The sequence below is a fragment of the Paenibacillus sp. Paensp38 genome (assembly GCF_059491915.1).
The window spans coordinates 518,166-535,607 of sequence record NZ_CP168516.1; the positions used below are offsets into that span (position 1 = coordinate 518,166).

At 45.4% G+C, this 17,442-nt stretch carries 18 protein-coding genes; 10 read left to right on the forward strand and 8 right to left on the reverse strand.

The window, feature by feature from the left end:
• Positions 1-143 precede the first annotated feature (143 nt).
• Genes ACEN8J_RS02450 through ACEN8J_RS02465 form a run of 4 tightly spaced genes read left to right on the forward strand, consistent with a single transcriptional unit; the run spans position 144 to position 4,070 of the window.
• Positions 144-1,385, forward strand: a complete 1,242-nt coding sequence (locus ACEN8J_RS02450; protein WP_342434440.1) for a sialidase family protein — start codon at positions 144-146, stop codon at positions 1,383-1,385.
• The gene (locus ACEN8J_RS02455; protein ID WP_069012650.1) at positions 1,385-2,611 is read left to right on the forward strand and encodes a sialidase family protein; all 1,227 of its coding nucleotides are present in this window, start codon (positions 1,385-1,387) and stop codon (positions 2,609-2,611) included. Before ACEN8J_RS02450 ends, ACEN8J_RS02455 begins: the two co-directional genes overlap by 1 nt.
• Before the next feature lie 33 nt (positions 2,612-2,644).
• Positions 2,645-3,865, forward strand: coding sequence for a glycosyltransferase family 4 protein (locus ACEN8J_RS02460; RefSeq protein ID WP_069012651.1), 1,221 nt, complete (start codon positions 2,645-2,647; stop codon positions 3,863-3,865).
• A 31-nt stretch (positions 3,866-3,896) separates the two neighbouring features.
• On the forward strand, positions 3,897-4,070 hold the full coding sequence (locus tag ACEN8J_RS02465) for a hypothetical protein (protein ID WP_165148594.1): 174 nt from the start codon (positions 3,897-3,899) through the stop codon (positions 4,068-4,070).
• A 65-nt stretch (positions 4,071-4,135) separates the two neighbouring features.
• On the opposite strand, the gene ACEN8J_RS02470 is transcribed toward ACEN8J_RS02465, so the two are convergent.
• Positions 4,136-4,558, reverse strand: coding sequence for a hypothetical protein (locus tag ACEN8J_RS02470; RefSeq protein ID WP_029518293.1), 423 nt, complete (start codon positions 4,556-4,558; stop codon positions 4,136-4,138).
• Positions 4,559-4,583: 25 nt separating this feature from the next.
• Positions 4,584-4,931, reverse strand: coding sequence for a hypothetical protein (locus ACEN8J_RS02475; protein WP_029518294.1), 348 nt, complete (start codon positions 4,929-4,931; stop codon positions 4,584-4,586).
• 245 nt (positions 4,932-5,176) lie between these two features.
• Between ACEN8J_RS02475 and ACEN8J_RS02480 the strand changes: the two genes are divergently transcribed.
• From ACEN8J_RS02480 to ACEN8J_RS02490, 3 genes are all read left to right on the forward strand, one after another.
• Positions 5,177-5,824 carry a DUF1796 family putative cysteine peptidase gene (locus tag ACEN8J_RS02480; protein WP_029518295.1) on the forward strand — a complete coding sequence of 216 codons (648 nt, stop codon included), beginning with the start codon at positions 5,177-5,179 and terminating at the stop codon, positions 5,822-5,824.
• A complete protein-coding gene (locus tag ACEN8J_RS02485) occupies positions 5,817-6,443 on the forward strand; it encodes a DUF1796 family putative cysteine peptidase (RefSeq protein ID WP_340886304.1) in 627 nt (208 codons plus the stop codon). Before ACEN8J_RS02480 ends, ACEN8J_RS02485 begins: the two co-directional genes overlap by 8 nt.
• Positions 6,444-6,574: 131 nt before the next feature.
• On the forward strand, positions 6,575-7,507 hold the full coding sequence (locus ACEN8J_RS02490; RefSeq protein WP_029518297.1) for an NAD-dependent epimerase/dehydratase family protein: 933 nt from the start codon (positions 6,575-6,577) through the stop codon (positions 7,505-7,507).
• Positions 7,508-7,573: 66 nt separating this feature from the next.
• Here ACEN8J_RS02490 and ACEN8J_RS02495 read toward each other — a convergent pair whose 3' ends face one another.
• The 5 genes from ACEN8J_RS02495 to ACEN8J_RS02515 all read right to left on the reverse strand — a co-directional run bounded on the left by ACEN8J_RS02495 (position 7,574) and on the right by ACEN8J_RS02515 (position 13,168).
• Positions 7,574-7,900: a PTS sugar transporter subunit IIB gene (locus ACEN8J_RS02495; protein ID WP_029518298.1), complete on the reverse strand. Its 327-nt coding sequence runs from the start codon at positions 7,898-7,900 to the stop codon at positions 7,574-7,576.
• Between the two features lie 29 nt (positions 7,901-7,929).
• A complete protein-coding gene (locus tag ACEN8J_RS02500; protein WP_340956708.1) occupies positions 7,930-9,366 on the reverse strand; it encodes a glycoside hydrolase family 1 protein in 1,437 nt (478 codons plus the stop codon).
• Between the two features lie 70 nt (positions 9,367-9,436).
• Positions 9,437-10,732: a PTS sugar transporter subunit IIC gene (locus tag ACEN8J_RS02505; protein WP_495594217.1), complete on the reverse strand. Its 1,296-nt coding sequence runs from the start codon at positions 10,730-10,732 to the stop codon at positions 9,437-9,439.
• Between the two features lie 18 nt (positions 10,733-10,750).
• Positions 10,751-11,119, reverse strand: a complete 369-nt coding sequence (locus ACEN8J_RS02510; protein ID WP_029518301.1) for a PTS lactose/cellobiose transporter subunit IIA — start codon at positions 11,117-11,119, stop codon at positions 10,751-10,753.
• A 123-nt stretch (positions 11,120-11,242) separates the two neighbouring features.
• On the reverse strand, positions 11,243-13,168 hold the full coding sequence (locus ACEN8J_RS02515; RefSeq protein ID WP_029518302.1) for a BglG family transcription antiterminator: 1,926 nt from the start codon (positions 13,166-13,168) through the stop codon (positions 11,243-11,245).
• Between the two features lie 159 nt (positions 13,169-13,327).
• Here ACEN8J_RS02515 and ACEN8J_RS02520 point away from each other — a divergent pair, with 159 nt between their 5' ends.
• Entirely contained in the window at positions 13,328-13,726 is a 399-nt protein-coding gene (locus ACEN8J_RS02520) for an Rrf2 family transcriptional regulator (protein ID WP_029518303.1), read from the forward strand.
• A 114-nt stretch (positions 13,727-13,840) separates the two neighbouring features.
• Positions 13,841-14,746, forward strand: a complete 906-nt coding sequence (locus ACEN8J_RS02525) for an NAD(P)/FAD-dependent oxidoreductase (protein WP_029518304.1) — start codon at positions 13,841-13,843, stop codon at positions 14,744-14,746.
• Between the two features lie 113 nt (positions 14,747-14,859).
• On the opposite strand, the gene ACEN8J_RS02530 is transcribed toward ACEN8J_RS02525, so the two are convergent.
• Entirely contained in the window at positions 14,860-15,888 is a 1,029-nt protein-coding gene (locus ACEN8J_RS02530; RefSeq protein WP_029518305.1) for a LacI family DNA-binding transcriptional regulator, read from the reverse strand.
• 244 nt (positions 15,889-16,132) lie between these two features.
• Here ACEN8J_RS02530 and ACEN8J_RS02535 point away from each other — a divergent pair, with 244 nt between their 5' ends.
• Positions 16,133-17,413, forward strand: coding sequence for a glycoside hydrolase family 140 protein (locus tag ACEN8J_RS02535; RefSeq protein WP_069012657.1), 1,281 nt, complete (start codon positions 16,133-16,135; stop codon positions 17,411-17,413).
• The last annotated feature ends 29 nt before the right edge of the window (positions 17,414-17,442 follow it).

The window sequence follows — 17,442 nt, forward strand, 5'->3', positions numbered from 1 at the left end:
ATAACCCTTGAAGGGATGCTTTTATACTATGAATCTATTGAAAAGAAAGCTTGTATGGTTGTCTCTAGGCTGTGCTGAAAAAAGTACATTTTGATAGAAATACTTCAGGCGTATCTATTTATATAATGAAGGGAATGCTCGCGATGCCTTTGAATTTTCAGGTGACACCCAGCGGCCTGCCCAAATTTGAGCCTAGTGTTGCTGTTAATTTACTGAATCCGAATATTGTTATAGCTGTAGCTGTTGATTTTAGCAGTGGGCCTCCCTTGATTGGACTGTATCGCTCATTGGATGCCGGAGCGAACTGGACGGATACTTTATTGCCGATTCCGCCGGGTTATACAGGAGCCGAGGCAGGAATGGTAGCCTATCTGTTCCCCAATATTTTTATCGTATCCGCGCATGTATTTCCGGGCAATGAAAACGGGGCTGTCGTGATCTACCGTTCTACGGACGATGGAGCCACCTTTGATCCTCCAGTGGTCATTAACCCGGGCTATGGAGATTACATTAATAATGACTGGACTAATATTACGACGGATAATGCGGGGGCAAGTCCCTATCTCGGACACGTCTATGTCACGTATAACCGCCAATATAATGTGGATTTTAATGCTCAATCTGCGGCCTTCTACCAGCGTTCCACCGATGGAGGACTAACTTGGGACCGACCGTTAATGCTCTCCAATATCCAATCCTCAACGGAGCGGCCTGAGCCTGCGGTCGACAAATATGGAAGCGTATATGTCAGTTGGATTCGTACGGGACCGCAAACACCAGCTTTTTTTATCCGACGCTCCTTTGATGGCGGGGCAACCTTCAGCGGGGATATTCTCGTATCCAATATAACGCTTGTGCCCAATCCTTTGCCCGTTCCTGGTTATGACTTTCGGATATTGAATTTCCCCAGCTTGGCCGCGGACTGCTCGGGTGTGCCTTCCACAACAAATACGCTATATGCCGTGTGGCAGGACTTTGGTCAGGGATACAGCAATATTTTGTTGTCCAAATCAAGCGATTTTGGCGGTACCTGGAGTGCTCCGGTCATTGTGACAGACAGCCCGCCCGGCTCGCAAAATTTTTTCCCTGCAATTTCAGTGTCGCCCAAGACGGGACTGGTCGTTGTCGTGTACTATACCAATCGCGTGGACGGCTTTAATCTGGATGTGTTCGCCGCAGAGTCGTCCGATGGAGGTAACACCTTTACGAACAGTCGTCTCACGACGACCTCCTTTAACCCGAATGTCGGTGGAGGCGAATCAGAGCTGATCGGTGATTATATTGATGTCGCCATTGTACCGCCGAACAGCTATATTTCCGTCTGGACAGATACGCGCACAGGCAGTTTGACGATATTTGCGGGTGTACCGGGGGGTGGAGCCTGATGCCGAACGTACAGCTTACGCCTAACGGAAGGCTGGCCCAGGAGCCGAGTGTAGCTTTCAACCTGCTCGACGGTACCATTGTGTCTGCGGCTATCGATTTTACGACAGGGCCGCCGTTGACGGCGGTATACCGTTCAGGTAACGGCGGTGCCTCTTTCACACAGCAGATTTTACCGCTACCAGCCGGCTATGTAGGGGCGGAATCCCATAGCGTCAGCTACGGTTTTCCCAACTTGTTTGTCATAGCCTGTCACGTATTTACCGCAGACGGTTTGAGCGGTACCATCGCCACTTATGTGTCGAGAGACAACGGTAATACATTTGATCCGCCTGTGATTGCCCAGCGAGGGTATGGGACATTTGTCAATAATGTTGAGGTCAGCGTGAAATTCGATACTTCTCAGGTCAGCTCCTATACCGGAAATATCTATTTATGTTATACGCATCAGTACAATCCTGACTTTTTCGGCGGATCAGTCATGTTCTTCCAACGTTCGCAGGATGGAGGGATCACATGGGGGACACCCGTGGTGCTCACCGCTGGCTCCAATCAGATTACGCGGGGGGAAATCACTGTGAGCATTACAGGGGTGATTTATGTCGGGTACATTGTCACGAATCCGGTTAACCAATATCAGGTCATTGTGTCCTTCAATGGAGGGACAGCATTTAGTTCCTCGCTACCTGTATCTTCTGTGGTCCCGGTTCCGAGTCCGTTGCCCGTGGCCGGCTTTGGTTTCAATGTGCTGCCGGCAGCTAACATTGCCGTGGATCGCTCTACGAGCCCGAATCAGGGAACACTTTATGCGGTCTGGCAGGATAATCGGGCAGGGTATGCGGATGTGCTGCTTGCCAGGTCGGTGAATGGTGGGTTAAGCTGGACTGCGCCGCAATCGGTGACAGGGGCCAGTGCAGGGGCACAGCATTTTTTCCCGGCTATTGATGTTTCGCCTGTGACCGGCGTGATCAAGATCGTATATTATACCAATCAAATAACGACCTCTTTATTAGACGTATTTGTGGCCGAATCAACGGACGGAGGAAGTACATTTACGAACCTCAGAATAACAGACAGCTCCTTTAATCCTAACGGGATTAGTCCGGTTCCAGTCGTTACAATCGGTAATTTTATTGATGTAACGATCGTGCCGAATAATGGGTTTTTTGCGGTCTGGACAGATGCGTTATCGGGTTTCCAGCAAATTTACGGAAGTAATGGGGTGTAGCTCAGCGTACGAGACAGAGGAGGTGAGGCTGTTTTGAAAATTTTGTTGGCTACGTACTGGCCGATTCCTCATTTGGGTGGCGTATGGCCCTTTATGATGCAAATTAAACGGAGACTGGAGCTACTGGGCCACACGGTAGACTTGATGGGAAACGGACCGGATACACCTAAATACCATATTGTTTTTGAAGATAGGGAGCTACTGAAGGATCAACTGCTGCCCCTGCTGGATACGAAGCTGAATGAATCGGCTGTCCCTGTATTACATTTGGATTCATGGGTGCAGACGGTGGAAAAGGATCGATACTGTATGGAGCTGGCAGCGGCGTATTTCGGGGTCGAGCAGTATGATGTGATTCACACGCAAGATGTCATTGCGACGCGTGCGCTAAGTCGGGTCAAACGCAAAGATAGCGCGTTGGTAGCGAATATTCATGGCTCGCTGGCTCGTGAAGTTATGATGGCTTTGGAGCGGGATCATGAGGAGGGTTACCGTGAGACGCTGATGTGGAAGTATTATTGGGCGCTAGAGCACTATGGCGCTCTATCCGCGGATATTACCATTACGTCTACAGAATGGATGAAACAGACGCTTGTGCGTGAGTTCGAAGTGCCTGAGCAGCAGATTGCTACTTTCCAATACGGTTTGGATACCGAGCACTTCTGGGAAGTCCACGCCCGGGGAACGGACATGATACGACCTGAGGGGAAAAAAGTTATCATTTGTCCTTCACGGCTGGTCTATATCAAAGGGCTGCATTATTTAATGAGCGCTCTTGGCCTGCTGAAAGCAAGTCGTACGGATTGGGTTTGCTGGATTGTCGGGGAGGGAGATAAAAGGGAAGAGCTTCAAACACAGGCGAAGGAGCTAGGGCTGGAAGAAGACGTGGTTTTTCTGGGGCATCGTGAAGATGTACCTGCTCTTTTACAACTGGCGGACCTTTTTGTTCATCCAAGCATACAGGACAATCAGCCGTTTTCGGTCATGGAGGCGCAGATTATGGGGCTTCCGGCAGTGGTATCGGATGCGGGTGGACTGCCGGAAATGGTGAAGCATGAACACACCGGACTAGTCTCCCCGGTTGGCGATGTGGAGGCACTGGCAGCTCATTTGCAGCATTTGCTGGCACAGGATGAAGTGCGGATAGTCATGGGAAATCGTGCCAAGGCATGGGGGATCGCGCATTGGTCTCTGGATGTTATGATTGAACGACTCGTGAATATTTATGGGCAAGCGCTGAATCAAGTACGTTGAATACGTTGATTCAATAGTTAGGAGGGAGAGCATGACTTTTCCTGTCGTTGGAGACTTGTACAACCGTATTTTTGAAATCCAGCAGTCACACCCGGATTTGAAGGTTGATTACGCAATATGGAACCGAATTAACACTTCGTTGCCAGAAGATTATACGCTGCCGGACGCTGACATTTTAGAATGTCTGAAGCAATCCGCGCCATGAGAATACAGACCCTATAAAAAGGCAGGTTGGGCTTAAAACTCCCACCTGCCTTTAGTTATTTCAGTTCATTGTCCATCCGGGTTCTCGTCCATCGAATCTACATACACAGAGCCTCGAACCATGAGTGGTCCTGTAACAACAGCACGGCGGTCGGCTGATTGTACGGTCAGGCAGTATACATAAGGCTCTCCCTGTGTTCCCGTTTCCTCATAGATTAACTCGGCAAATCCCTCCTGATAACAGGAATCCTGCAACCAGTCCAGCATAGGTCCCCGCTCATCGTTGCGACGCAATCGAATATCCAGCTCCCCGATATCCCAGTTGAGCAGCGGATTTTCCCATGCCAAAGAGACTTCAATGACAATACGTCCTTCAGCTTCACTTGCAGGAATGATCAATGTAGAGAGCACGCTCTCCTGATCGGTAACCTGAAAAGGCAGTGCATATGTGCCTGGCTCAGCTTTGTTTTGAACTGAATATTTCAACATACCTTCTTCCTCCTCTGCCCGTTCATTAGGGTGTCACGGTAAAATGACTGGCTGTACGCTTAGCGACAACGTTCCCGTTTTCCAAAAATTCAGCCAGGATAAACAGCGTTTCTGGATTGTAAATATTCGTGATCACTCGCAGATAAAACGGATTTTGGGCTGCCTCCATATCCTTGAGTTCTAGCACGGAGTCAGCTTCGGGAGAAGGGCCCAGTCGAAGAAGTTGCCGCCTAAAAACGCCACTGTCATTCCCCATTTCCAGCAACACATCGACGGCCCTCTTTTCACGATTGAAAAAGGTCACATGGCAGCTTTGTATATGGGCGCTGTGGTAAGCGAGATGGTGATCGATGGTTAAAAGAAACACGGACATATGATGATGCCTCCTTGAATTCCGTTAGGTTACCAGCCTTAATATGATATGAAAAATAACCGGGATTGGACTGGATAGTTGTACGCCTCTTTGACAAAAAGCGCATCGGTGTCCAACCCTTTTCGCCGTGCTGTGCATGTAATGTAGAGTGGAACAAACTACGGCCTGAAGTCCCTTTTTCGACTACAGAAGAAGGATAGAGTAGGAACTGAGAGAAGGGTCGTATTAAAAAAGGAGGCACGGCTATGAGACTCGCACAGCTGGCAGGGGAATATGAAGCGGTCTTCAGTCTGGGGCAAAACTGTACACCTGCCATTCAATTGGAAAAGAACCGTTTGCGGCCGTTTGCCGGGGTACTGGATTGGATGATGTCTGACACGCTGTCCGATGTGAACCGCTTGCTTGAAAATCGGTTTGCCGGATTTATGGAATTGCCCAATTTGAGTGTCGTTGGTACGAGCCAACTGAATTATATGGTCAGAGATATCGCTTATAATGTGATCTCGGTACATGATTTTCCGCAGGAGCGCAATACGTCCTCAGATCTGGTGACCTATCCCGAGTTCAAGGAAAAGATAGACCGTCGTATTGAACGTTTTTTTGCAAAAACACAGATGGCGAAGCGCAGCTTGTTCGTCCGTATGCTGGGAACCTATGAAGAAGTAGAGGAACTGGAACGTATTTTGTCAGGCATGGTAGCGAATGAATTTTGTTTGTTGGTAGTGAATTGTTCCGGCGTAACGGAGTTGACGGAGGTGGATTGGCAGCTTCCGCATGTATGCGCGGTGGAAATGCCTTTTGCCGATGTATGGAATTACAAGAGTGATCCGCATTGGCGTACTCTTTTTAAAGGGATGACCTTGTCTTCGGAAAGGGGAGGGCGTCGTGCTTGAGCGGTTGCAGGGGGATTATGATGCTGTATTCAGTCTGGGTGGACATTGCTTGCCTTCCATTCAGCTGGATAAAAACGGACTGCGTCCCTATGCCGGTCCGCTGGACTGGATGATTTCCGGTAACTTGTCACAGATCAGTCGCTTGCTGGACGCCCGTTTTGCCGATTTTATGGATGTTGACAGTCTACGTGTCACGGGACATGATTACGGCGAACATAACTTCATGGTCGAGGATGCAAACTATGAGATTATAGCCGCACACCATTTTCCGGTTAGCCAGAATACATCGGAGCAGCTGACTTCCTATCCTGCATTCAAAACGACGCTTGATCGCCGCATCGCACGTCTACTGGATCAATTCACGCTTGCGTCCCGTCTGCTACTAGTTCGTCTTGGAGGCAATCGGGAGCAAGCGGTGGAACTACATGATGTGTTATTACAGAGGATTACACATGATTTTCGCTTGTTATACGTGGATTATACAGGGACTGATGGTGTGACGGAGTTGGATTGGGGATTGGAGCGGCTGGTTTCAGTGGAGCTGCCGCCTGAGGATATATGGAACGGTCAGGATGGGATGTGGCGTTATATGCTGGAAAATGTGAGACTGCACGTCTGAGGTGCTGAGATTCCACAGGCACATTATAGATTGTCTTCGGACTGTGCGTGTGCCTGCGCCAAGCTATAGGGAGTCGCATAACATGATGCGAAGGGAAGTCATATGCTTCGGTTCAAAAGGAGGGTGAGCTAGTGAAGGCTTTGGTCACCGGGGGAGCTGGATTTATTGGTTCTCAGCTGGTACGTGCGCTTGCTGATTCGGACATCAGAGTACATGTGCTGGATAATCTGACGACCGGAAATATGGCAAATGTGGACCCGCGCGCGGTCATGCATATTGCGGATATTCGCAGCTCTGAAGCTAGGACGTTGCTGATTCGGGAAAGCCCGGATATTGTGTTTCACTTGGCCGCACAGGCTGATGTGCAGCAATCCATCCATCAACCCGATGAGGACGCGGATGTGAACGTGCTGGGGACGATTCATTTGTTGCAGGCTTGTCATGAAGCTGGTGTGTCAAAATTCATATTTGCTTCCACATCTGGCGTATACGGAGAGCTGCAAAAGCAATGTATACAGGAAGACGATCCCGTGGAGCCGATTTCAGGCTACGGACTGTCCAAGCTGACCGCAGAATCGTATATTCGACTTTTTTATCGGCTGTACGGTATGAACTACACGATTTTGCGTTATGGAAATGTGTACGGTCCCGGTCAGGCTTCGAAGGGAGAGGGTGGTGTTGTCGCTCTTTTTATGGAGCGGCTGAAAAAAGGAAGCCCCTTGCTCATTCACGGCGATGGGACGCAAACTCGTGACTTTGTGTACGTCAAGGATGTAGTTCGAGCGAATATGGCGGCTATTCATGCAGCGGATCAACGCACAGTACATGTAAGTACGGGACGAACGACGTCCATCAATCGACTGGCCTACGATTTACTGAAGCTGCATGGTTCGTCTGTCCGCCCTGTGTATTCACCAGCGCGAGCTGGAGACATTCACCATAGCTGTCTTAGTAACGCAGTCGCCAGACATTGGCTTCGTTGGGAACCGCTATACGGCATTTCTGCCGGTTTACAGGAAACGTATGTGAGTAGTATGGGCTCAGGCAAAGAAGATATGTCGTGATAAAGAGCGCGCAACTCAAGAAAGAGACTGAGGGAATTCTCAGCCTCTTTTTCATTTGAATAGCAATTAGATGTTCTCGCCAGCCAGCTTAAAGGCTTGATCTAGGATAGCTGCACCGTTCCCTCTACCATAAGCCAACGTGTCAATGACATCTACTGGGATACCATAGGGAGCTGCAATTTCGGTGACTGCCTTTTTACGCATCCGCACTTGAGGTCCGAGCAAAATAGCAATCACGGAATCTGTAATGCCTTCCAGCTCTTCCTTGATGGTGCTTTCGGGGATGGCTTCGATGTTCAGCTCTATGGATCTTGCTGCTGCTTCTTTTTTCATTTTAGAAACCAAAATGGATGTGGACATACCCGCAGCACATGCCAAAATAATTTTTTTCATATTTGAGCGCCTCCAGAATTCATTTTTAACTACTTGTACTCTTCATCCAGATCAGCAATAAATGAGCGTTCTTTGATCGCGGCCTGATACCAGTAGCCGGATTTCTTCAAATGCCGACTTCGATCATTGTCCAGGTTAATTTCTACCAGTCCATAGCGATTTTTAAAAGCATTCATGGGAGAAACGTTGTCTGTAAAGGCCCACAGCATATAACCTGTACAGTTGGAGCCCGCTTCTACAGCTTGTAATGTGTAGTACAAATGCTCTGTTATAAAGTCAATACGATAGTCGTCCTGAATGATGTGTTCCTCATTTTTGAAAGCAGCTTCATTCTCAATACCCATACCATTTTCTGCGACAAACCACTCGATATTGTGATATTCGTTCTTAATGCGCATTCCCATATCGTAAATGATTTTAGGATAAATCTCCCAGCCCCGTGACTTGTTCATTCTTTTACCCGGAAGATCAAAATGCTCATAGTAGTAAGAGGGGTGGAAGGGGGTGTTTTCGTTCCACGCTTTACTCTGCGCTTTGACCCGATGGGGATAATAGAGATTGATTCCGACGTAGTTAACGGTATTTTCCTTAATCACGGCCAGATCTTCCGTTGTAGCTTCAAATGCAATATCATGCTTGCCCATGAGATCGAACAATTCTTGTGGGTATTCGCCTTTAATAAGCGGGTCCAGAAATACTCGATTGTAAAATAAATCATACACATGTGCCGCATACTGGTCATGAGGGGCGCTTGATCGGGCATAAGTGACTTCAGGATTCAGAATAACGCCTATTTTAGCCCCGTGCTGACTATAGTTTTTTGCTTTGAAAAGCTGTACGCACTTTGCGGTTGCCAGCGTTTTATTATAGTTCCATTGCATCCACTTCCGCGTATTTTGTTCATAGGGATAGCGAAGGGCATCTAGATAGACACGAGTCTGTACAACAATGGGCTCATTAAACGTAAACCAGTGCTTGACCCGATCGCCGTACCGTTCAAACACTTTTTCCGCATATTTTACAAATAACTCCACTACATGCTTGGAAGACCAGCCTTCATATTTATCCAGCAGGTAGGCAGGGACCTCATAGTGTTCCAGACAAATCATCGGCTCGACTCCGCTTGCAATCAGCTCATCAATGACCCGGCCCATATAATCCGCATACGTTTCATCCACCACTACATTCTCATAATCCGTTAAGAAGCGGGACCAATTAATAGAAGTACGATAATGGGTTAAGCCAATCTGCTTCATCAGCGCAATATCTTCGGTATAGCGATTATAAAAGTCGGTTGCAACCGCGGGTCCATATCCATTGTGCCAGACATAGCGGTCATTTTTGTACCATTGGTCCAGGAATGAGTCCTGGCCTTCTTTTTTACCGCTCCATCCCTCTGTCTGCCAGGCGGAAGCCGCTGCACCCATGATGAAATTCGATGGAATTTGTATCGTATGTTTAGCCATGACATGTTTCTCCTTTTCATTGTATAAAGAATGCGTTTTCAATTAATTAGTGTATTTCTATAGTAGCGCATTATTCAGTCGTTCGCTTGTTGGCAATTTTGACGAACGGGAAATAAATGATAATCGCTACCACAATGCAAACGATCTGAGTGACGACGGCTCCAATGCTTCCACCTGTAGACAGGTAGGCATTAATAATAGGCGGAGTAGTCCATGGAACCATGACGACGGCTTTACCTGCAAATCCAAGCAACGTCGAGAAGTAACCAATCGTTCCTGTGATGAGCGGAGTAATAATGAAAGGGATAGCCATCAATGGATTCAACATAATCGGAAGTCCGAAAATGACAGGCTCATTAATATTAAACAGACCTGGGCCGAGCGAAAGCTTTGTTATTTCCTTCATATCTTCACGCCTGGAAGCGATCATAATACAAATCAAGAGGGCTAGCGTAATCCCTGAACCACCGATACTCATATATACGTCCCAGAAAGGCATCGTAATAATGTTCGGAATGGGCAGTCCTTGCTCATAAGCAGTCATGTTGACAGTAATCGCGCCAAGCAGCAGGGGTTCACGAATGGGCTTTACCATTTGGTTTCCGTGAATACCGATCACCCAGAAGATTTGCGCAACCAGCATCAGCACCAGTATACCTGGCAGTCCCTGTACTACGGCCTCCAGAGGTTTTTGCACCACATTATAGACAGCATCGTACAGATAGAGTCCCGTAAACTTATGAAAAAAGAATCCAAACATGGAGAAGACAGTCACCGTAATAATGGTAGGAATGAGTGCGGAGAATGAAACGGCCACATTGCTGGGAACACTTTCAGGCATTTTGATTTTTAGCTTGTCGGACTTACCCAGTTTGCTGTATAGCTCGACGGACAGGATGCTTATGAAAATCCCTAAAAACAAGCTCTTGGTATCCGTAAATTGACGGGCTATGACGTCTGTTACTTTTTGCATGTCACCGTTAACCATCAACTCTATCGTGGTTGGTGTCACAGAGATAAAACAGATTAAAGCAAGCAAACCGGGGAAAAGATTTTTCTCACCATTAATTTTTCCTAGCTCCAGACCAATCATGAAAACAGCCAGAATGGTAAGGATATTCAAGCTGGCATAGTTAATGCCTGAGAAAATCGGTTTGTACTCAGCCAGGAATGAGAATGGCCTAAAATGGGCCAAACCATTGACTGGGTCCATGACCATATTGGAAATCAGTACAGCAAAGGCCCCGACAATAATAACGGGCATCAATGTGATAAAAGCTGATTTGATCGCTATAATATATTTAAAATTGTTGATTGCATTTGCTACCGATGTGAGGCCGTCAACCAGTTTGTCTTTGAATGCCATGGGATAGCGTCCCTCCCTCTACGATTTCGGTACGAATTGATCCATGCGTTCATACAGGTCTACAAACTCTGAGGCCATATCGCGAATGGTGAGTGCATTCATCAAATGATCTTGAGCATGTACCATCATGACAGACATCTCTGTTTTTTCACCCGCTGCTTCCTTACGGATGATTCTGGTTTGAATCTTGTGGGAGGACACCAGTTCTTTTTTTGCTGAGGCTAATTCTTCTTTGGCTTCACGAAATTTCCCCGCCTTTGCAAGCTCAATCGCCTCCATGGCGGAGCTGCGTGCATTCCCTGCGTATAATATAATTTGGAATACAATCTCTGTATCATCCATGTCCTCCATGTTCACGTCGTGCTCTGTAGATTCATCATGATTCACGTGATCCTCTCTCCTTTCAATCATCTCGTTCGTATGGCTATTATAATTTGGAATCGCTTTCAACATAACACACATTATTTCCTCTTCTTAACGGAAATCAATCGTTCTTCATACTCCTTATGTTCAACTATTTTTATGCAACACTTCTATGAATTCTGTATACGTTTTGCAGCGAATAAGCTGCTGGACGAGCTGTTCATTATTTAAAATTTCAAGCAAGATATGATACATAGTCTGTAAATCTTCTGATTTCGTACGCTGTATACAGAGCATACAAATAAACTGTACCGGCTTGCCATCCCAATCGATTGCTTTTTGTAATGTACAGATGGCCCAAAATGTGGAATCTGCGAAAGGTTCCATCGGATGCGGGATCGCGACCAAGTTGCCAAATGAAGTGGGGGAAACGGCTTCACGCTCTATTACCGATTGCAGCAGGGGGCCTTTTACAAGATCTGCTTCGTGTATTTTTTCGGCTATAAATTCAAGCACTTGGAGTTTGTTCTCAAACTTCTGCTGAAGAAAGACCAATTTTTTTCGTACATACTGCACAGCAGGAAGTCTGACCTCAGAAATGGCTTGTTCAATTTTAGTAATATCAGAACTGCCCAAAAATGTACTCACATGGATCATAGGGATAGAAAGCGGTTCTGAAATAGGGATCGTGCTAATGACAAAGTCCAGTGTATCCAACGGCATTTGTTTCAGCTTATAAAGTTCAGTGGTTCCCACGATATCCAACCTTGAACCGAAGACCGATTGAAGCTTATAATACAGCAGCTTAGCACTGCCGAGTCCAGAAGCACATACGATCATACATCTTTTGGGTGCATCCTCCATTTTCTTTCTTTCCATCGCGACTCCGATATGAATGGCTAAATATCCAATTTCATTTTCCTCGATGTGTATATGAAGCCGCTGCTTGATGACCTCCGCAGCAATGATACCTGCTTCAAAGGCAAGCGGGTAATTGGCTTTGATTTCATCCAGCATAGGATTACGCAAATTCATTCCGTATTGATAACGGTTGATCACTGGTTTGAGGTGAAGGCAAAATGCAATCAGCAATTCTTGATCGTGTTGAATGTTCATCTTCAACTGCTGATCAATTTGGTCTAGTATTTCGATAGTCAGTTCGTAGATATCTTTATCAATGATCTTTTTAATCTCCACTTCATCCATACGTGCACTAACGACGGTCCTTACACCCAACAGGTGAACAGCAATGTACGCAACTTCAACAAGTGGAAAGGAGGGCTTCATGTTTTGTTCCAAGGCGGATACGATCTCAGTCGCCACCCTAAACTCTTTTTGCGCTTCGATTTTTTTCATCTCTTGCGGATAATACGACACATACCTTTCTTCACGAATTCGCTTACATGCTATAGCAATATGAATGACCAGATTGTTCAGGGCAATGTCCGATAACTGAATATCATGGATCTCAATACGATCCAGAATCACTTCTCTTATGAATTCCATCTCTTCGTTAGAGATCAGAGGAGGGTGGGACATCTGCTGCTCGCCTATTTCATCTGTCCTACTGAATATATAGTCGGAAATGCAATAACGCAGCTTGGCCTCATTCCCTTTGACTCGAATACCATGATAGGGTTTATTCTCCAGAGATAGTCCGTAAGTTGCCAGCAGCTTGCGCAGTTCTTTGAGGTCATTCTGTAAAGTGGATCGACTAACATACAGGATCTCGGCTAAATCATCAAGTTTGACATATGCATTGGTAAGCAATAGCTTTTTCATTAAAAAACGATTTCTAGCTTCAGAAGAACTCGCTAATGGATAGGGCCCATTATTTTCATCATCCTTTAATTGCTTCAGCAGATGATGAAATGCTTGTTCGTCCCGAATCTCTAGCTTGTAGCCTGTTCCTTTAAGGGGTTTAACTGCTGCTCCATGCTTCGACAACAGCGCACCCAATTCCTTTAAATCCGTTCGTATCGTTCGAGAAGATACCTTCAATGCAATTGCCAAGTGTGCTCCTTTGACCATCTGTTCAGCAACCAATATACGAAGAATATCAAAAATACGCACAACGAGCCCCCTCTCTTAGCTGTTTCTGATGAACAGTATACAACGGTTAGAGCGTAACCAAAAGAAGGGTTGACAACAGCGTGAATCCTAGATGATCTTGACACACTCGCAGATTCGGCGATATAGTAGATACAATAAGTCTTTGATTGAGGTGTAGTTATGAAATTTACAAAAGCAACGAATTATGCTCTGCACACTATGCTCATGCTCGTTACTGATTCGTCGGTTAAGCCGGTAGGTGTTCAGCAACTGGCTGAATCCCAAAATGTTTCACCAACTTATCTCTCAAAAATTTTGACGAGGCTTGTGAAGGCTGGAATGATCGAATCCGTTTCTGGAGCCAATGGAGGTTATCGCCTATCCCGTCATAAAGATGATATTACTTTTTTGGATATTATCCATGCCATTGAAGGTACGAATTCTTTGTTTGAATGTGATTTCGTCCACGGTTCTGAGTGCCTGATTCAAGCTGTAATGAGGGAAGCAGAGGAGAAAATGGAACGACATCTAAAAAATACGAAATTGGTCGATTTGGCGCAAAAGCAAGCACAAGTGTAAAGTGAGCGATTTTATATAGAAAGAGGGTGGTTGCCAGTTATGTAAAACGGTGTTTTTTTGGTTCTATCGCAGACATAAAGAGTCTTTAATATCTTTTAAAAGGAGTTGGGTGTTATGCTATACGATTGCGCTATTATTGGCGGAGGGCCTGCTGGGTTGAATGCAGCCCTCGTGCTGGGCAGGGCAAGGAGAAGTGTGGCCTTGATTGATAATAATCGGCCCAGAAATGCGGTTACGCATGCGTCGCACGGTTTTATTACAAGAGATGGCGTAACGCCATCTGAGTTCCGCCGTGTAGCTTATGAGGAAGTGCTGCGTTATCCGTCTGTTCATCATTTGCAAACCGAGGTTGTTTCGATTATGAAAAACGTATCCGGATTTGAGGGGTTTGATTCGTCAGGCCTTCGCGTTCAAGCGCGAAAATTGATATTAGCGACGGGCGTGAAGGAGATATTCCCCAAGATCGAAGGTTTTTATCCGTTATACGGGAAAAGTTTGTTTAATTGCCCTTATTGCGACGGTTGGGAGCTGCGGGATCAACCGCTTGTCCTTGTCTCTGAATCGGCGGCTATATTTCATACAGCCAAACTACTCCTTAATTGGAGCAAGGATTTGATCGTCTGTACGAACGGTCATGCATCCCTGTCGGACGAGCAAAAAGAACGGCTTCAATCCAAGGGGATAGTAGTAATAGAGCAACCTGTTGCGGCGTTCATCGGCCACAATGGAAAGCTTGAGCACGTGCGCTTTACGGATGGCACTCAAGTCCCGAGGATCGGCGGCTTCGTGACTCCCCAGTTTGTACAAAGTGCACCGTTTGGAGAACATTTGGGCTGTGAAAGAACGGAGTCGGGCGGGATCAAGACGGATGAAGCGGGGAGAACCTCCATACCTGGTGTATATGCTGCTGGGGATTCATCGTACTTCATGCCTTCTCAGTTGATTTTTGCCGCGGCCGACGGCAGTCGAACTGCTGCGAGCGTAAATATGGATTTGACAGAGGAAGATTTCAACGAATGACGAGAAATTGAAAATGTCCAATATGGAATCCGATAATAGAAAAGGCCGCCAATATGGCGGCTTTATTCTAAAATCATAGAGAGAGCAAGCAATAATAAACCAATAACCATAGGTCATTCTGTGACTAAACAAGACCTTCTTTCAATAACCTCTGTATTCACAAGAACCTGAGTATGATGCCCCTGATGATGGTTAAGCCTCTCCATAAGCAAGTTTACAGCCGTTCGGGCCAAAATATCCTTTTTCACATGAATGGTTGTGAGTTCCGGGCTAATGACCTTCGCTTCATGTATATTATCAAAGCCCATGATGGAAATTTGTTCAGGCACTCGAATGTTCATTTCCTGAAACGTTTTAATGGCACTGATCGCCATATAATCATTTTCGCAAAATAGGGCCGAAGGTAGCTCGTCCAATTCATGAATAGCTGTTCTAAATGCGTCCTGTGACATCACAAGCATGGGATGCATATCAAATGTAAGCCCATTTTCTATGGAAAGATTGTGCTCCTCTAAAGCCGCCATAAACCCTTCCTTTCGTTTTTTAAAGTTCAGAATTCTGGTACTGGATTGTACGTATCCTATCTTTCTGTGTCCTGACTGAATTAAATATTGGCCTGCCTGATACCCACCGAGATAGTTATTAATAGATACGAAACTGGCATCGACGTGTTCAAAGCAAGTATCCAAAATAACAATATTGGAATGAATGGATTGTATGGAATGAATAATCTCGGAAGTTAAATTGGTGCCAAGTAGAAGTATGCCTGAAGAGGGCTGATCTTTTTCCAAAGTAGATAATTCTTCTTCGAGGCTATGGCTATCAAAAGACGAAAAAATCAAGGTGTTTCCATGTTCTCTCACCTGATTGGTAATATGATGAATTAATTCGTTAAAAAATGGAAGTGAATCATAGTGCTCTGTTACGATGTCTGTATTTTTACAGGCCACAAAACGAATCACATGATGATTTTTAATGGCTTCCTTGTTTGTCTTCATGGTGCGTGGTTTATATCCATGCTCTTGGGCTATTTTTAGAATGTGCTCCTTGGTTTCTTCACTGACTCCGGGTTTGTTATTAAAAGCAAGAGAAACAGCAGATTTAGAAACACCTGCAAGCCTTGCAATATCATCAATTTTCAATGTGGAACCCCCTATTGAACTAAACTACATAAATTATATCATTACTCAGCAAGAAAGTTTAGCTTATAAACTAAACTAAACTAAATAACTAAAAGTAAAAATTTGTTGACCTTTTATAATTTATAATGTTAATATTCAAGTGTAAAGCGCTCTAATTTAGTTTATTTCACGTAAAAAACACATAAGTTTAGTTTTTTATTTAGTTTTGTTTAGAGAATTTTGCGCATACAGCAAGAGAGGAACGGTGATTCATTTGAGTTTAAACATGGCTGAAAATCAAAGAAGTTTTACCAAAGAGGAAAAACCTTTTTTTTATTTGGCAGATACGGTGTGGAGTGTATTTACCAACGCGACGATAGAGGAGTGGAGCGATTATCTTGACTATCGGAAGATGCAAGGTTTCAATGTGTTGCAAATCAACATACTCCGACAATGGGACGCAAGTGAATCGGATCTGAATCTACAGCCGTTTGCATTAATGGAAAATGGGGATTTCGACTACCATACATTAAACGAAGCTTATTTTGACCGGGCAGAAATCATGTTGAAGATGGCTACAGAGCGTGGATTTGTTCCAGCACTGGTTCTGTTGTGGTGTAACTATGTGCCGGATACATGGGCTGAGATGTTCCAAAAAGGTAATAAAATGCCGTTTGAATGCGTTGAACCCTATGTAACGTACGTGGTAAACCGTTTTTCTCCATTTGATCCTATTTTTCTGATTAGCGGGGATAGTGATTTTCCGACCGAACGTGCCAATTCCTATTATTTAAAAGCACTGGATATTGTACAACAATTAAGCCCTGCAAGCTTAACTACGCTGCATATTCAAGGAAGATTGAGAGAAATTCCTCCAGCCTTTGAGAAACACCAGGGTCTTGGATTCTATATGTATCAATCAGGACATAATTCCGAGTTCCAACATGTAGCCCATGAGATTGCTCAACATTTCTATTATAAGCCGGATATACGGCCTGTCATTAATGGAGAGCCATGTTATGAACAAATTAGTTACAGCCGCAATGTGTATGGCAGATACACAGCACTGGATGCCAGAAAAGCGGCATGGCAAAGCCTCCTTGCAGGCGGGGGTGCGGGCATTACCTACGGAGCGCATGGCATTTGGAGCTGGCACAAGAAAGGAAAGAAATTCGGCATTGTAGAAGGGGAAGGATTCGATAGTCCCTATGATTGGAGAACTGCATTGCAATTTGAGGGCGCATGGGATTATTCCTTTATTAAATATCTGTTTGAAATGTACAACCTGATTGGCGTAAAGCCGTTGGATATTGTTTTAAACAAGACAGAGGAAATCAGAGCTGCGGGGAACGAGAATACCATTGTGTTGTATGTCCCGGTTAACACAAAGGTACGACTAAGTATCAACGTGCAGGAATACAAGTTTACAACGATTGATTTAGCCGGGAAGCGGTTTGCTCAAACCGACGTGTCCGTCCAAAAGGATCAATCGGTGCTAGACATGCACAGCTTTGAAAGTGATGTTGTAATCATCGGAACGAAATAAAAACAGAGAAGAATGTGGATGGAGTGAAG

What these genes read in the sequence shown, in the direction of transcription:
- ACEN8J_RS02450 (WP_342434440.1), top strand. Translation starts at nt 144, where the DNA reads ATGCCTTTGAATTTTCAGGTGACACCCAGCGGCCTGCCCAAATTTGAG.
- ACEN8J_RS02455 (WP_069012650.1), top strand. Translation starts at nt 1,385, where the DNA reads ATGCCGAACGTACAGCTTACGCCTAACGGAAGGCTGGCCCAGGAGCCG.
- ACEN8J_RS02465 (WP_165148594.1), top strand. Translation starts at nt 3,897, where the DNA reads ATGACTTTTCCTGTCGTTGGAGACTTGTACAACCGTATTTTTGAAATC.
- ACEN8J_RS02470 (WP_029518293.1), bottom strand. Translation starts at nt 4,558, where the DNA reads ATGTTGAAATATTCAGTTCAAAACAAAGCTGAGCCAGGCACATATGCA.
- ACEN8J_RS02475 (WP_029518294.1), bottom strand. Translation starts at nt 4,931, where the DNA reads ATGTCCGTGTTTCTTTTAACCATCGATCACCATCTCGCTTACCACAGC.
- ACEN8J_RS02480 (WP_029518295.1), top strand. Translation starts at nt 5,177, where the DNA reads ATGAGACTCGCACAGCTGGCAGGGGAATATGAAGCGGTCTTCAGTCTG.
- ACEN8J_RS02495 (WP_029518298.1), bottom strand. Translation starts at nt 7,900, where the DNA reads ATGAAAAAAATTATTTTGGCATGTGCTGCGGGTATGTCCACATCCATT.
- ACEN8J_RS02500 (WP_340956708.1), bottom strand. Translation starts at nt 9,366, where the DNA reads ATGGCTAAACATACGATACAAATTCCATCGAATTTCATCATGGGTGCA.
- ACEN8J_RS02505 (WP_495594217.1), bottom strand. Translation starts at nt 10,732, where the DNA reads ATGGCATTCAAAGACAAACTGGTTGACGGCCTCACATCGGTAGCAAAT.
- ACEN8J_RS02520 (WP_029518303.1), top strand. Translation starts at nt 13,328, where the DNA reads ATGAAATTTACAAAAGCAACGAATTATGCTCTGCACACTATGCTCATG.
- ACEN8J_RS02525 (WP_029518304.1), top strand. Translation starts at nt 13,841, where the DNA reads ATGCTATACGATTGCGCTATTATTGGCGGAGGGCCTGCTGGGTTGAAT.